General features: G+C 43.1%; 16 protein-coding genes. 11 read left to right on the forward strand and 5 right to left on the reverse strand.

Features of this window, described 5'->3' with window-relative positions; translation table 11 throughout:
* Positions 1–27 precede the first annotated feature (27 nt).
* The 5 genes from ACRQ5D_RS32880 to ACRQ5D_RS32900 are packed head-to-tail and all read left to right on the forward strand — an operon-like array spanning position 28 to position 3,771.
* On the forward strand, positions 28–1,047 hold the full coding sequence (locus tag ACRQ5D_RS32880; RefSeq protein WP_091170313.1) for a metallophosphoesterase family protein: 1,020 nt from the start codon (positions 28–30) through the stop codon (positions 1,045–1,047).
* Between the two features lie 44 nt (positions 1,048–1,091).
* Positions 1,092–1,586 carry a YceI family protein gene (locus ACRQ5D_RS32885; protein WP_431198835.1) on the forward strand — a complete coding sequence of 165 codons (495 nt, stop codon included), beginning with the start codon at positions 1,092–1,094 and terminating at the stop codon, positions 1,584–1,586.
* Positions 1,583–1,987, forward strand: a complete 405-nt coding sequence (locus ACRQ5D_RS32890; protein ID WP_091169946.1) for a c-type cytochrome — start codon at positions 1,583–1,585, stop codon at positions 1,985–1,987. The genes ACRQ5D_RS32885 and ACRQ5D_RS32890 overlap by 4 nt, the downstream gene beginning before the upstream one ends.
* Before the next feature lie 9 nt (positions 1,988–1,996).
* Positions 1,997–3,055, forward strand: a complete 1,059-nt coding sequence (locus ACRQ5D_RS32895; RefSeq protein ID WP_091169950.1) for a sensor histidine kinase — start codon at positions 1,997–1,999, stop codon at positions 3,053–3,055.
* Positions 3,052–3,771 carry a LytR/AlgR family response regulator transcription factor gene (locus ACRQ5D_RS32900; protein ID WP_091169953.1) on the forward strand — a complete coding sequence of 240 codons (720 nt, stop codon included), beginning with the start codon at positions 3,052–3,054 and terminating at the stop codon, positions 3,769–3,771. Before ACRQ5D_RS32895 ends, ACRQ5D_RS32900 begins: the two co-directional genes overlap by 4 nt.
* 219 nt (positions 3,772–3,990) lie before the next feature.
* Here the strand turns inward: ACRQ5D_RS32900 and ACRQ5D_RS32905 are convergent, their stop codons facing one another.
* From ACRQ5D_RS32905 to ACRQ5D_RS32915, 3 genes are read right to left on the reverse strand one after another with little or no spacing between them, the layout of a single operon-like run.
* Complete coding sequence (locus ACRQ5D_RS32905; protein ID WP_432327897.1) at positions 3,991–4,152, reverse strand: hypothetical protein; 162 nt, start codon at positions 4,150–4,152, stop codon at positions 3,991–3,993.
* Entirely contained in the window at positions 4,152–4,382 is a 231-nt protein-coding gene (locus ACRQ5D_RS32910) for a hypothetical protein (RefSeq protein WP_091169957.1), read from the reverse strand. Before ACRQ5D_RS32910 ends, ACRQ5D_RS32905 begins: the two co-directional genes overlap by 1 nt.
* A gap of 55 nt (positions 4,383–4,437) precedes the next feature.
* The gene (locus ACRQ5D_RS32915) at positions 4,438–4,791 is read right to left on the reverse strand and encodes an alpha/beta fold hydrolase (RefSeq protein ID WP_091169960.1); all 354 of its coding nucleotides are present in this window, start codon (positions 4,789–4,791) and stop codon (positions 4,438–4,440) included.
* Between the two features lie 551 nt (positions 4,792–5,342).
* Between ACRQ5D_RS32915 and ACRQ5D_RS32920 the strand changes: the two genes are divergently transcribed.
* The 6 genes from ACRQ5D_RS32920 to ACRQ5D_RS32945 all read left to right on the forward strand — a co-directional run bounded on the left by ACRQ5D_RS32920 (position 5,343) and on the right by ACRQ5D_RS32945 (position 12,143).
* Positions 5,343–5,918, forward strand: a complete 576-nt coding sequence (locus ACRQ5D_RS32920) for an RNA polymerase sigma-70 factor (RefSeq protein WP_091169963.1) — start codon at positions 5,343–5,345, stop codon at positions 5,916–5,918.
* A 90-nt stretch (positions 5,919–6,008) separates the two neighbouring features.
* Complete coding sequence (locus tag ACRQ5D_RS32925; protein ID WP_431198838.1) at positions 6,009–6,458, forward strand: hypothetical protein; 450 nt, start codon at positions 6,009–6,011, stop codon at positions 6,456–6,458.
* Positions 6,407–7,090 (forward strand): FecR family protein, encoded by a 684-nt coding sequence (locus ACRQ5D_RS32930; RefSeq protein WP_431198839.1) that lies wholly within the window; start codon positions 6,407–6,409, stop codon positions 7,088–7,090. Before ACRQ5D_RS32925 ends, ACRQ5D_RS32930 begins: the two co-directional genes overlap by 52 nt.
* Before the next feature lie 430 nt (positions 7,091–7,520).
* Positions 7,521–9,731, forward strand: a complete 2,211-nt coding sequence (locus ACRQ5D_RS32935; RefSeq protein WP_432329940.1) for a SusC/RagA family TonB-linked outer membrane protein — start codon at positions 7,521–7,523, stop codon at positions 9,729–9,731.
* A complete protein-coding gene (locus tag ACRQ5D_RS32940) occupies positions 9,701–10,576 on the forward strand; it encodes a hypothetical protein (protein ID WP_431198841.1) in 876 nt (291 codons plus the stop codon). The genes ACRQ5D_RS32935 and ACRQ5D_RS32940 overlap by 31 nt, the downstream gene beginning before the upstream one ends.
* A gap of 16 nt (positions 10,577–10,592) precedes the next feature.
* Complete coding sequence (locus tag ACRQ5D_RS32945; RefSeq protein WP_091169972.1) at positions 10,593–12,143, forward strand: RagB/SusD family nutrient uptake outer membrane protein; 1,551 nt, start codon at positions 10,593–10,595, stop codon at positions 12,141–12,143.
* Positions 12,144–12,873: 730 nt separating this feature from the next.
* Here the strand turns inward: ACRQ5D_RS32945 and ACRQ5D_RS32950 are convergent.
* Together ACRQ5D_RS32950 and ACRQ5D_RS32955 are read right to left on the reverse strand one after the other, a co-directional pair.
* Positions 12,874–14,076 carry a DUF4998 domain-containing protein gene (locus ACRQ5D_RS32950; protein ID WP_091169975.1) on the reverse strand — a complete coding sequence of 401 codons (1,203 nt, stop codon included), beginning with the start codon at positions 14,074–14,076 and terminating at the stop codon, positions 12,874–12,876.
* A gap of 23 nt (positions 14,077–14,099) precedes the next feature.
* Positions 14,100–15,278 (reverse strand): DUF5000 domain-containing lipoprotein, encoded by a 1,179-nt coding sequence (locus ACRQ5D_RS32955; RefSeq protein ID WP_176844497.1) that lies wholly within the window; start codon positions 15,276–15,278, stop codon positions 14,100–14,102.
* Between the last annotated feature and the right edge of the window lie 10 nt (positions 15,279–15,288).

Raw genomic sequence — 15,288 nt, forward strand, 5'->3', positions numbered from 1 at the left:
TCGTACAAAATAAATAAAACAAAGATCATGAAAAACCATTTTCACAACGGGGATGAACACACCCCGCAAGCAAATAACGATGGTATTGACCGCAGAGGTTTCCTTGAATGCATGGCATGGGCCGGTACCGGTGTGCTTTGGATGATGTCGGGCGGCATATTAAAATCGTATGGGATGAGCCAGATGATAGATAAAACGACCGGGACCTTGCAAAAAGGGCTTGTTATGCCGAAATCTGATTTCAGTTTTGTGCAGATCAGCGACAGCCATATCGGCTTTACCAAGCCGGCCAATACAGATGTGGTAGGGACACTAAATGCCGCCATCTCCAAAATCAATACCATGCCGGTAACGCCATCTTTTGTATTACATACCGGCGACCTGACCCATCTGGCACAGGCTGATGAGTTTGATACGCTCGAACAATCGTTAAAAAGCGTAAAAACTGAAAAGGTTTTTTATGTGCCCGGCGAACATGATGTTACCGATAACGGCAAGCTATACCTGGAACGCTACGGTAAAGGCACACTTGGCGACGGATGGTACAGCTTTGATTCGCACGGCGTTCACTTCATTGGCCTTAATAACGTAACTAACCATGTAGATGGCGGATTGGGTTATATCGGTGCTGCCCAGTTAAAATGGCTGGAGGCAGACCTGAAGCCGCTATCAAACAGTACGCCTATTGTGGTATTCGCCCATATTCCGCTTTGGGCCATTTATCCGCAATGGGGTTGGGGAACAGATGACAGCGGACAGGTCCTGACTTTATTAAAACGCTTCGGTTCGGTGTCGGTATTGAATGGGCATATCCATCAAACCATTCAAAAAGTTGAAGGTAATATTACTTTTCATACGGCCAATTCTACCGCGTTCCCGCAACCCGCACCCGGCGCGGCACCATCACCGGGGCCAATGAAAGTTCCTGCTGATAAACTGCGTAGCTTTCTGGGTCTAACCAGCGTTAATTATGTGGAACACAACCATACCCTGGCTATAACAGATACGCCGCTGATATTGGCAGAATCCATGATCGAACAGAAATAACCTGAGATGATAAAAAAATCATATTACTGATACTGATAGCCGGTGTGTCAAAAACCAGCCTGGCCCAATACAAACCCGTTGAAGCAGCATCATCCTTAAAGTTTACCATAAAAAATCTGGGCTTCAGCGTTGAGGGGACTTTTAGTGGCTTTGATGGGACCATCAACTTCGACCCTCAAAACCCGTCGGGCAGCAAAATCGACGTAACCATTAACGCTGCTACTGTAAATACAGATAACAGTCTGCGGGACGAACATTTGAAACAGGAAGGCTATTTTGACATTAAAAATAACCCGAGGATCAGAATGGAATCTAACAAGATCACGGCTACCGGGAAAGCCACATACCAGTTTAATGGTTTGCTGACGATAAAAGGAAAATCGCAAACCGTAACATTCCCATTCATGGCAGAACCTTTAGGAGATGGTTATGCCTTTAAGGGTTCGTTTAAAATGAAACGGAAAGATTTTAGCCTGGGAGGAACAAGCACCGTGTCTGATGAGGTGGAGGTAAACATTAACCTGATCGCAAAAAAATGAAGAAATTCCTAACGATAGTAAGCCTTGCCCTGCCCGTGTTTTTAACCGCTGCGGCCACCATCAGGTCTTCCGATAGTGCTAAATATACCAATTTGAAAGTCCTGCCTAAGAACATCAGTTCGCGAGACTTGCAAAGTATCATGGCTGACGATTTTGAAGATGGTCTGGGTGTAAGTTGCGGCTTTTGCCATGCTAATGCCCCGGATGGACATGGCCTTGATTTTGCCAGTGATGCCAAGCCCGAAAAGGCCATAACCCGTACCATGATGCGCATGACGCTCGACCTGAATAAGCGCTGGCTGCAAAACAAACACCCGCGATTGGGAGACCCGGCTCTTGTTGTACAATGCAGCACCTGCCATAAAGGGCAGGCCTTCCCAGATGGGGCAGAACCGCAATAGAAAAATTAAATGTCTTTTTCTTACCTTACTTGTAATTTGAACCCGGTATTGAAGATCAATAAAATAATATATCATCTTTTGTTTTGGGCGCTGGCCTACTTTTTTTGGATATTTATTTTCAGAAACGGGGCGCTGGTGCTTACCCATACCATTACCATACAGTTTTGTTATCTGGCGTTTATATCGGCAAACTACTATTTTAACGCGCTGTACACCATACCCAGATTGCTTAACAAAAAACGGTATGTAAAATTCGGTATCCTGTTTATTGGTGGCATCGTGCTTACTGCGCTTATCCGCATACCAGTATCCATACTGGTGGTTACCTATATTTTTAAAGTGCCAACCCCACATTTCGATTTGTTGACCATTTTTGTTGACTCGTTCATCAATATCCTGTTTTGGGTACTTTGTATACTCGCCGCAAAAATGGTGATCGAAAAGACCCGTTCTCAGATCTATATCGAGCAGATAGAGAAAGAGAAAGCAACCAATGAACTGAATTTTTTAAGGGCTCAGTTTAATCCACATTTTTTATTCAACTCCATCAATTCTATTTACGGTCATATCGATAAATCGAACAAAGATGCCCGCGGTATGCTACTGGTTTTTTCTGAAATGCTGCGCTACCAATTATATGAATGTAATGTAGAGCAAATAGAACTGAACAGGGAACTGAACTACATCCGCAATTACATCGCTATGCAAAAAAGCCGGATTGATGAGCGGATCGCCGTTTCCTTCAACATTGGCGAAATCAACGGTAATATTCAGGTTGCGCCTTTGCTGCTGATCACCTTTATTGAAAATGCGTTCAAATACGTGGGCTTTAACGAGTGCACGGCAAACCGCATCGACATCAATTTAAACTACAGCAGCGGCAGGTTGATATTTTCGATCGCCAATACCAGGGATGCCTTCATCAATCAAGCGCCAACGGTTGCCTCCGGCTTAGGTATAGCCAATGCCCAAAGGCGCCTCGAACTGCTTTATCCCGGCAAACATGAACTGCTTATAGTGGATAAAGAAGACACTTATGAAATTATTCTAACACTTTTCGATCTATGAAACTTAACTGCCTGATCATTGACGATGAACCTATTGCCCGTAAATTACTGCAGGAATATATCGAAGAAACAGATTTTTTGGTTTTGGTGGGTACTGCCGAAAATCCATTGAAGGCAGCAGGACTGGTTAACCAGCTGGAGGTAGACATGATATTCCTGGATATCAATATGCCCAAAATGAATGGGTTAGATTTTTTACGGTCATCCGTAAATTTACCCATGGTAATCATGACCACGGCTTACGGCCAATATGCGTTGGATGGATTTGAAATGGCTGTTGTAGACTACTTAGTAAAGCCCTTTAGCCTCGAACGTTTTTTAAAAGCCACTCAAAAAGCGCTGGAGTTAAAATCGCTTAAACAAAAAAAGACGTCTTATACAGACGCGAAGCCAGATCATTTTTTTGTTAAGTGTGAAGGCAAAATAGAAAAAATTTTATATGCCGAGCTGAATTATATAGAAGCGATGGCAAATTACCTTACGCTATATACTAACGGAGGTAAATTTGTTGTGTATCTCACCATTAAAGGCATCCTGGAGAAACTGCCGGCCGACAAATTTATGCAGGTGCACAAAAGCCATATCGTTAACCTAAATAACGTGCAAACCATTGAAGGCAATATGCTAAGGCTGGGCGGGGTTAAAATCACAATTGGTTTAAACTTTCACGACGCAGTAATGCAGCGTCTCTTAAGGGACAAATTCATCAAGCGATAGCTTCACAAAGCATCTCAGCAGGATGCACATCCCGCGGCCGATTATTTTAGGGCTGTGCTTTTAAAAACAAAGTTTACTTGATGCCCTTACTTGGTAACAACGACCGGATATAAGCCGTAATCTCGGTATAGTATTCCACCAGTGCAAAATGCCCGCCATTCAATAAATGCACTTCCGCGCTTTTCAGGTCCTTTAGATAAGCTAAAGCCCTGGGAAAGTTTAATATCGGGTCGTTTTGCCCCCTACAATTAGCACAGGCGGCCGATGCTGGCGAAGGTATCGCTGCCAGTCGGGATATTTTGTTAAATTGGTATGGTAGTTTTGAAACAGCGCATTTTGGATGGGCTCGTTTTCTTCCCCTTTGATAAATTGATAGTCCATTAAATAAGCATCGGGATTGATATGAGCGGGGTTAGCTGCACCCTCGGTGTATTTTGTACCTTGATGCCTTCAGATGAAATGATGGATTTAAGGATATTTTCAACCTCAGCCTTATCGCCAACATCTTCCATTGTCATTATCTTTTTAAAGCCGCTGCCTAATCCCTCACTGTAAGCATTTACATTCTGAACAATTAGCGCGCTTATCCACTCCGGATGTTTTACCGCCAAACGGAAACCTATAGCCGCCCCGTAATCCTGCGTGTATAAACTAAAGTGTTTTAGGTTAATTTGGCTTATAAAAATCCTCCATCACAGCGGCCAGGTTATCAAATGAGTAATCAAACCCATACACCGGCGGCCGCCTGCTTAAGCCAAAGCCCGGATAATCAGGTACGATTAAATGGTAGTCGGCTGCGAGGTCATTTATAATATCCCGGTACATAAAGGACGAATATGAGAAGCCGTGCAGGGCTTTGTCCGGAATTGTTATGCCCAGATCGATAACCCGGATGTGGAGTACCAGCGGTACCGGCTTTATTTTCTTTCCTCCTATGAACGGATAGACGACCTGGAAATATTCGGGAAGCACTAAAATCCGCACTACAACCATCAGGAAGCCGTAAATGTGTTCAATCAATCTCCCGCTGTCAGTACAAAAGCAGCGTAAAATCGCTTCAAAAGCCCTTAAATCAAATGATTTAGGGCTTTTTCTTTTAAATTCCCTCCAAAAGATTTATTCGGGTCAGGCAGAATTATTTACACTTGAGAGGATGTTTTAACACTCCCTAATTAATGAAAGTGCCAGTAACAACTTACTTCAAGCCTTTATTAATTGTAAATATAACAATTAATAAACTATATATTAAATTTCTATCAGCTGGATGCCCACTTTCAATATTGAATCGCAAAGACTATGTATACTTCTATTTCGAAGGTATTTTGCCGCTTGGTCGAATCTTCGTTAAATATAATTCGTGCGAAATCCCTTGATTAAAAGCCAGTTGTTTTACTTATTTGACATAGCCACTTCAATGCCTCGTTAAATCTTCCTGAAATTTTTGAGTATAACAATCCTGTTCTGCTGTCTTATTTAATAATCACAGGTCAGACTCTGCCAAAACCAAAACTATAACCCATTATAATAATATGCATCAGTTGGGAATTACCTCTGGATGTTAGGATATCAGTATGAACGAAACCACTATTCAGGACTTGTTACAAAAAATAGCTTTTGAAGATGATCAGCAGGCTTTCAAGGTGCTGTATTTTCAATACTATAAAAGGCTGTATAATCTGGCCTCTTTCTACGTGCGATCTGCCGAGGCTACAGAAGAAGTAGTGAATGATACCTTTATTTCGATCTGGTCACGGAGAAAACTTTTGGCAGACATTACTGACTTCACTTCTTATATCTACAAAGCGGTAAAAAACAAATCGCTGAATTTCCTGAAACAAAGAAACTTCCCGATACATTTTAACATCGACGACGTTAAGGCAGAAATTGAAGATGTTACCCTGAATATTGAGGACCAAATGATCGTGGCAGACTTTCAGCTTTTAATAGAGCATGCAGTTAATAGCCTGCCCCCGCAGTGTAAGCTGGTATTTAAGATGATCAAAGAAGATGGTCTTCCGCACAAGGAAGTTGCCGAGCTTCTTAATTTATCCGTAAGAACCATCGAATACCATATGAGCATTGCCCTGAAAAAACTGTCAGAAAGCCTGAATTACAAAAAAAATGCTCCCCTGGTTTCCTCCAAATAAGGAAGCTCTCATTTTATTTCATTAAAAAATATTTTTCTTCCTTCCCCGTGCCGGGCAATTTTTGATTGTCTATAAGATTAGAAAACACTTATGGTCAACAATACCTGGATACTTATTTACAAAAAGCTGAATAATACGGCAACTCCGGAGGAACTGGAAGAGATAGACCAGATCCTGAAGGAAGATGGCGGGTCACAATACCCTATAGCCATGCTGGAGCATCTTTGGCGATTATATCCGATATCAAAAGGATGTGATAATGAGCCAAAAGAAGAACGATGGGCGCAGTTACAATCTCAGTTAAATAATAGGCCTGATGCTTATGTTGAAGATGAATACCGAGCCGAAACGATCCAATCGATGCATCGCGGAAGGCTCAACTACATATTGATAGCAGCAGCGGCTGTCATTTTATTTTGTAGTAGCATAGCATTGATCTATTTCAGGTCAACCGACAAAAAAACGGGATCTGTGAGATTAAGGTACCAATGGGGGGAATTACAAATATACAATTACCCGATGGCAGTACGGTTATCCTGAATGCAGGCAGCAAGCTTGCCTATAAAAACACATTTGATGCCAGGCACCGGGAGATAACCTTATCAGGCGAAGCCTTTTTCGATATCGTTAAAGACCCGGCACACCCGTTCATAATAACAACGCCAACAATAAAAATCAGGGTTCTGGGTACCCGGTTTAATGTCAGATCTTATCCGGGTGATAACACTTCCGAAGCAGCTTTAATACGCGGTGTTATTGAGCTTACTGTACTGAAAAACCCTGACCGACAAATTATTTTAAAGCCTTCGGAAAAACTGACGGTATTCAATCAACCGGTAGAAACATCGGCATCACGGTATAAGTCAACCGATACCACGTCAAAAGCGATAGTTGAGCTCAGTGAAATCCACCAGAGTAAAAGGGATTCTTTACCTGCAGAAGCCGGATGGACCAAAAATAAAGTAGCTTTTGACACCATGGAATTTGGGGAGGTAGCAAAAATGATGGAGCGGAAATACAGCACCACCATCCTTTTTAAAAAGGAAGAATTGAAAAAGTTGACTCTAACCGGAAAATTTGAAAATATAACGCTTGACAAGGCGCTGCAGCAGCTTAAGCTAACAAGCAATTTCAATTATCAAATTATAAATAACCAGGTTTTCATTTATTAAAATTTTAAACATGCGTATGATAAAATAACAGACCAGCGATAAAAAAGAACGGGAAATGCTTCCAACATTCCCCGTCAAATGGTACATAACTACCAGTCCGTCTTAATAAACCAATTAGTTAAATACCCTTGATACTAAATTATGAAAAAAATCAAGGCCGCATATGTTATTTGCGGCACGAACGACTTTTGAACGTTCTTCTCATGACAAAATTTATACTTTTCCTGATCATTGTCTCGACCCTGCAATCCTATTCAAAGGGTTTCGGGCAGACCGCGATCAATCTTAACCTGAAGAATGTAAGCTTGAAGACTGCATTCCGGGAGATCGAAAAAAATCTGACTATCACTTTCTTTATAACGATGAAACGATCAGGCACATTGATAAGCTTAAATCTATTGAGGTAAGTAACGCATCCATCCATGCGGTGATGGACCTGCTAACCAGTAACACTGCCATTAAGTACCAGCTCGGTGAAGACAATACCGTCATTATTTACTTGAACGGAGCACAATTTAATGCTTTTGTGGTGAAAGGTAAAGTGACGGATGATAACAGCCAGCCTTTACCCGGCGTTTCTGTCCGGTTGAAAGGAACATCCACAGGTACCCAAACAGATCTGAACGGCAATTATTCATTGAACGTTCCGGACGGTAGCGTTTATCTCGTGTTCACTTACACCGGCTTCGAGGCCCAGGAAGTTAATGTTGACAGCCGGGCAGTTATCGACATAAAGCTGAAAGCAAAAGATAATTCGCTTAGCGAAGTGGTAGTAGTTGGCTACGGTGTTCAACGCAAATCCGACCTTACCGGCGCTGTAACCAGCATAAAGAGCGCCGACCTAACTAAAATCGGGGGCAGCAACGCGGCCGAGGCGCTGCAGGGGAAAATACCTGGCGTTCAGATACTGAGCCAGGGTGGTCCCGGCGCCGCACCTACAGTACTGATACGCGGGCTTGGCACAAACGGCGACCCTACCCCGCTATATGTTGTTGACGGTATGATGGTGACCAATATTAGCTTCCTTGCGCCGAATGATATCGCGTCGATGGAAATTTTAAAAGATGCTTCCGCTACCGCGATATATGGATCGCGCGGAGCAAACGGAGTTATACTTGTAACAACAAAAAAAGGGAAACCAGGCAAACCAGTTATCAATTTTTTAACAAGTCAGGGATTCCAGTTTCTTACACGTAAGTTTCACGTTGCCAATAGCCAGGAATACGCCCAATTAGTAAACCTGTTTAAAACTAATGCAGGCGCAGCACCGGTTTACGATAATATCAGCCAGATAGGCGCCGGAACCGACTGGACCAAAGAAGTAACTCAAAACGGAATTGTCAGCGATTATCAGCTGTCTGTTGGCGGAGGAAGCGAAAATGTCAATTATAATATCAGTGCCAGTTACCATAATGAAGATGGCGTATTGAAATACACCAACTATAACCGCTTAACTCTGCGCGCCGATAACGAATATAAGATCAGCAAAAAATTAACCTTCGGGCATAACCTCTCATTGGCCAGTAGCCATTATAATGGTGATGGCGGCTCCAATACGGGCAGAGGGATTAATTCAATAACCCGCATATCACCCTTGATCCCCGTTTACAAAAGTGATGGCTCTTTTTCATCAGGCCAGGATGTGGACATTGTTAACCCCTTTGCGGAGCTTTATCTTCATAAAGATGCCCAAACCCATCCGCTGCAATTTGTTGGTAACGGATACCTGAACTATGAATTATTTAAAGGCCTTACATTCCGGAGCAGCTATGGTGTAGATTATACTTTGAATAATATCAACAGATACACACCTCCATACAACCTGGGGGCAAATCAAAGCAGTTTAACCAGTATTGAAAATGGATATACTGCGGTTTCAACCTGGCTATGGGAAAATACGCTGACTTATGACAAACAGCTTGGCGCATCTCACCATCTGAACCTCCTGGCCGGTTATACCGCGCAGAATACTGATTATAGAGGAGTGGACGTAACAGGAAGCGGCCCGTTAACTACAACCGATCCCAATTATCGCTATATCCAGGTTTACCCGATATCAAACATCAATTCACTTGGTGCATTGCCTTCCAGCGAATCTATTCTTTCTTATCTTTTCAGGGCCAATTACAGCTACAAGGACAGGTACTTGTTAACCGCTTCGTTCCGTGGCGATGGTTCCTCAAAATTCGCTGAAGGGCATCGCTGGGGATATTTTCCATCAGTAGCCCTCGGATGGCGGGCCTCCGAAGAAAAATTCCTGAAGAACGTTTCGTGGATAAACAACCTGAAAGTACGCGGGAGCTGGGGCCGGATAGGCAGCAACAAAATCGCCAATTACCAAACCTTTAACCTGCTTAATCAGGAAACAACCTACGACGGCGTATTTAACGGCGTTTTCTATCCGATGGCAACAATCGTAGCCGCTTCAAACCCTAATATTACATGGGAGGTTTCACAGCAAACTGATGCCGGCATCGAATTCGGCACATTAAAAAACAGGCTGCGGTTTGAAGGTGACTATTACCGCAGGGACACCAAAAACCTGTTGTTAATATTGCCTGTTCCGGGGGCTCAACGGGTACCGCCCCTGCGTATTCAAACGCGGGAACTGTGCGTAACAGCGGTGTGGAACTGGCGGTAAGCTGGAATGACCGTATCGGGGGGCTTGGATATGGTGTAAAAGTGACCGGTACCGCCAATAAGAACAGAATCCTGGACTTTAAAGGCCTCACTTCGTATACATCAGATTTCCAGGTGCCATCTACCCACGTGTCAAAAGCAGGTGCCCCTATTGGTGACTTTTATGGTTATCAATCTCTCGGCATTGTGCAAAGCCAGGCACAGATTGACCAGCTAAACGCAACAGCAGCATCAAAATCAGGCAATCCAACAAAACAGTACTGGTCGGGATTAAAACCTGGCGACCTGCTGTTCAAAGACATAAACGGCGACGGTTTCGTGGATGCAAATGATAAAACAGATATCGGTTCGCCTTATGCAAAATTTGTCGGAGGTTTGACGCTTTCGGCAGATTACAAAGGTTTTGACCTAACCATTGATATGATGGGCAGTTTCGGAGGTAAGATCTACAATGACACCAGGAACCAGTTTGTAAGCTCCGGGTTATCCAACCTGAATGTTGAGTGGCTGGATTCCTGGACCCCTACTCATACCAATACCACCATTCCGCGTTACGCTGTTAACACGTCAACAACGCAATCATCCGATTTTAACATTTTTGACGGTACTTATATCAAAGCGCGGTTTATCGAGCTGGGATATACTTTCAACAAGCAGCTATTGAAAAGAGTTGGAATTTCGGGGCTTCGTGTTTATGTCAACACCACCAATCCTTTTTACATAACCAAATACAAAGGCTTCTCTCCTGAAGTATCAAATGCTTACGGGGTTTCAACTATAGGCGATGATTTCCGGACATATCCGGTTTCAGGCACTGCCAGATTGGGTATAAACTTAACTTTTTAAATAAGAAATAACAGTTATGAAAAATATTATAAAATTCATTGTTGTTTTAGAGCTTTTTGTGACATCTTCCTGCAAAAAGAGTTTTCTTGATAAAGAGCCGCTTGGGGTGCTTTCGAGCGCAACCTTTTCGGCCGATACAACAACACTTGGCTTGGCGGTAAACCGCCTTTATGGTTCCATTGCCTGGAGGGAATTCCGGATAGGGCAACACCAGTATTCAACAAAAGAAATGTGCGGCGATGACTTTATTGTGGGCGGGAATGCTGACTTTAAAGTATTCCAGGATTACAGCTACCTCACGGATAATTACATGATAGAGCGCTACTGGGGACGGGCCTTTGAAAATATCCATTACTGCAACGTAGTAATTGACCGTACATCGACTTTAAAAGCCCCCTATTCGGCACAATTATTTGAAGCCCAAGCCAAATATTTCAGGGCTTATTACAACTTTGACCTGACTAATGTGTTCGGCGATGCCCCGCTGAGAGATCATGACCCGGTGTCAACTGCTGAATATAATATCCCAAAAAGTTCGCACGCGGATATCATTAAGCTGGTGATATCAGACCTGAAGTATGCTATCGATCATTTACCAACGAGAAGCCAATGGGGAACGGCCAACCTTGGCCGTGTTACCAAAGGCACAGCACAGGGACTTCTATCGAAGGTTTATCTTTATGAGCAGGATTATGCTAACGCGAAATTATATGCCGAAGCAGTTATCAATGGCGGCGAATACAGTCTTTACAGTAATTACCGCAGCCTGTTTAGCCCGGATCAATTGTATTCTTCTGAAAATATGATGCCCGGTGGATTTATTTACAACACATCCCTGCCCGCCGGACGCCAGTACGGACCTTACCTTCAATACCAGGGGCTTCCTTCGCTGGGTTCAAATGGTGATATCTTCCCCTCACCTAACCTGGTTAGCAGTTATGAAAAAGGTGATCCGAGAATGAGCGCGACTATTTTTACGAAAACTGACATCATTCCCGGCTTTAACAACAACCAGCCGGTGGCATTCCCGGCATCAACCAATTATGCCAATAAAAAAGTGATCTGGCCATATTCATACTGGAACGGCGGTAACTTTAACTTTCAGAGTGTGAACCCAATGTATCTGAGGTATGCCGACATCATTTTGATAGCCGCTGAAGCCAATAATGAGTTGGGGAATATATCCGATGCGTTGAAATACCTGGAAATGATCCGTTTCAGAGCCCGTGGTAATAAAACATTCGCGGCATCAGTCGCAGCAGGCGAAAATGATGGAGCGGGTATCCTTCCACAAATCATAACCACAGACAAAACAACATTGCGTTTAGCCATCTGGCATGAACGCCGGATAGAGCTGGCCCTTGAATTCAATCGCTGGTACGACCTGGTAAGATATAACAAAGTGGCCGGCCCCAATGGCAGTTCAGGCACCGGTTATACAGAAAACCTGCTGAAGACTGTTTATGGGAGAACTAATTTTAATTATGCCAAATTCAGTCATTTCCCACTTCCTCAAACTTTTGTTACTTCATCAAATGGCGTACTCAAACAAAACAGTGCCTGGTAATTGCTCCTTACTTTTTCCGTTGTTCAATCTCGCATGAACTGCGGACCGTAAATTAATTAACAAAATAAGACAGCATATATCGGAACTAATAAAATAGTTCGACTAAAGGCAAGCTTAGCGTTTAGTATTGCCCCAATAAATTTAGTCAGTTTTTGAATTAAAATAATTAGGTGTTCAATAAATCCCCCATGTTGATTTATTGAACACCTTTTACAAAGAAAAATGGCTCAATTATTCGTGTTTTTCACTCAACTTTTTCTACTCATATTTCTCCAAAATCAGCTCTACCATCATCAGGAAGCCATAAATGTGTTCAATTAATTTCCCAGTCCCGGTACATATGGGATTATAGACAAATCCGAACAAAGTCTGTTCGATATCGAGCAGATTTTTTCATTTCTATTATTTAGTATATCTCAGATCCAGGCACTGATGAAACGCCAGTAATTATTTTTATCAAAGCGGTCTCTTACATGATTTCTGTAAATGAAGAAACCCCATTGTCATTAAAAATTTATTACTTCAATCAGGTACCCGTTAGCAACTATCCCGTTAGTATTCTTTCCTTTGTTCAGTTCTACACTTATCGAAAGAATTACGATCCAACGATAATGATTAGTCAAACAGTAAAACCAGGCATGAATTATAAACCTCAGCCTACTATGTCGATACCGATATCCATGTTGGCTTACACAGTTTTTTGGTATAAATAACCATTGCTATGTTTAGGCTATCTTTCATGCGTGTAAAAAGTAATTTCCTCCAAGGTCATAAAATCCCCACCATAATTAGATAGAAGCTTAAACCTGTAATACCTGAATTTTGGAGTTGAGGCTGGAACAGAAAAGTTTTCACCCGCCAAGGCAAAAGTGACATCCGTGTCAGAGTTCTGACCTACGGGGAGGCCAGATGGTTTTACCGAAGTATAGGATCCTATTTTAGTCCAGCTTGCCCAGCTTCCATCCATGTTGGGGTTATTACTGCCGTATAATTCGAAGGTTTTTACGCTTTGCAATTGATAAAGCCTATCGTTAGCTTGCCAAACTTTAAACCGGCTTAAGGAGGTAGAAGTACCGGCATCAAAAGTGAACCAGCATGGAATTGTAGATTCTGTTGCGAAGCCCGGCGGGTTATAACTTTCATCCCATAAATACTCTTCCAGCCAACCATAGCCGCCTTCAAGCACATCTGTAGGTAAGATCTTTACCGCGAATTTAGATTTATCAAACTGCCTTTCAAACTTGGGCAAGGTGACCGATGATGGATCTGGAGAAAATGTTTCGAACGCCGTGGTATCAGGCTTGAATAAGGATTTAAATGTAAGTACGCTGCTTTCTTTATAATCAGGCAGTTCGGTATTGGTTTGATTTGCCGGAACGATGAACTTTTTGGCAGAACCATTAACCGCCGTATAATTTATCTCTACGCCAAGCTCTCCATTTGCAGGTTCGCCCCAGCCCAGTTCTATTTTGTTTCCATCGGGTGATTGTTCTACGGTTTTCAGCTTCCGGTTAATCAAGGAGTTTAAATAACTCGGCCCATAAACTACACCCGAAACGTTTACCCCTACAGATTTTCGACCTTGCGCGTCGTAGGTATAAACATCAAAACTGTAGTTACCCTCGGTCAGTTTATCGATGATCACATTTACTGTGTCCTTGCCAGGAGCGTGGGTAATAGCAACCTCTGTTGAATCATGATGGTTATTATAGAACACCCTCATTTTGGTTACCAGTGGGTCATTACCAAGCGTTGCCGATAACTGCACCCTATTGTAACCAGAATGCACCAGTACAGTATCCAGCCTGCCGGGATATGTGATCTCACCACCCGCCATGTATTTTTTATAAGCGTCGCCGCTTTTAGTGCATGAGCTTAATATTGCGATAAAGGCAACGAGACACAGCACCGCAAAATATTTTATTACTTTCATAAACTTTTATTGATCAGTTTGTTTTATTTAGTATCTCCCCACATCATTATTTCATTAAAATTCACATACGATCCGTTCGACCAGTTTTTCAGCGTCCGGAACCTGATGTATCTCACCTTTGGGGCATCCAGTGGAAATGTGATGGTTTCGCCGGCACGTGCGGCATCAATATCGTCCTGCGATAGCTGGCCCTCAGGCAGTCCTGATGGTTTTATTTGAGTATGTGATGCTAAAAGGGTCCAGCCGTCATAGCTGCCATCGGGATTAATGGTGTTAGTGCCCCAAATCTCTACTACACGCGGATTGTGTAACGAGTAGAAAAACCCCTCCCTCATGAAATAACTTAAGCGGCTTAGTTTTGCCGTAACACCCATATCGTAAGTAAACTGTTGCGGCATTTTAGATGCATCGCCCGTGTGGTAGTAGCCACCGGCGTTGGTTACGTCGCCATCAAATAGTTCATCAATGCCGCCGCCGTATTGTGGGCCAAGTGGCGCGTCTGTTGGCAGGGCTATGCCTTTGATCTTCGTCCGGTCTAAAAGTTCTTCAAACAGGGGAGTAACAGTTACCAGTAGGGTATCAGACAAATTACCCCACCTGTCGCGGGTGTAAATACCAAACTTGGTTGGCTTGGCGGGCAAGTTGCGAGTTGAGAAATTACCTTTTTGCAGGTTGGTATAGTTGGTAAGGATAGGCGCGAACTCGCCTAACGAATCGTTAGCTAACACCACGATAGCCAAACTGGCTTTAGTGCTATTGGTAAACTTAACGTTAATACCACCGAAATCTGGCGTTACAGTTAACGAATCGCGGGTAAGTTTTAAAGGCGGGGTGAGCGGATGTACTGTTACCTCTACCGGAGCCGATACGTTTTCACCTTTGTCTACAGCGTATAATTTTACCTGATAATCCATGCTGTTACCAAAGCCATCCACAGTCAGATCGCTATTATAGCGGCTAACTTTTGTTTCCCTGGCCTCACCTTTTTTGATAGCGTATACCGCTTTAATATAAAGCAGGTCGCCATCGGTGGGTATGGTGTAGCTTATTTTGGCGGCACCGTTCAGGTTAGTCACCGTAACCTTGCTTACCGGGCCGGGCGGGGTATGGTCATTAACAATAGGCGCAAGCTCATCCTGCTTACAGGAGTTGGCCAATAATACAATCAGGACGATGTAGCACCTGAACAATATCTTTTTCATTATCTTATAT

Source organism: Mucilaginibacter sp. P25, assembly GCF_050859465.1.
Classification (GTDB): Bacteria; Bacteroidota; Bacteroidia; order Sphingobacteriales; family Sphingobacteriaceae; genus Mucilaginibacter; species Mucilaginibacter gossypii.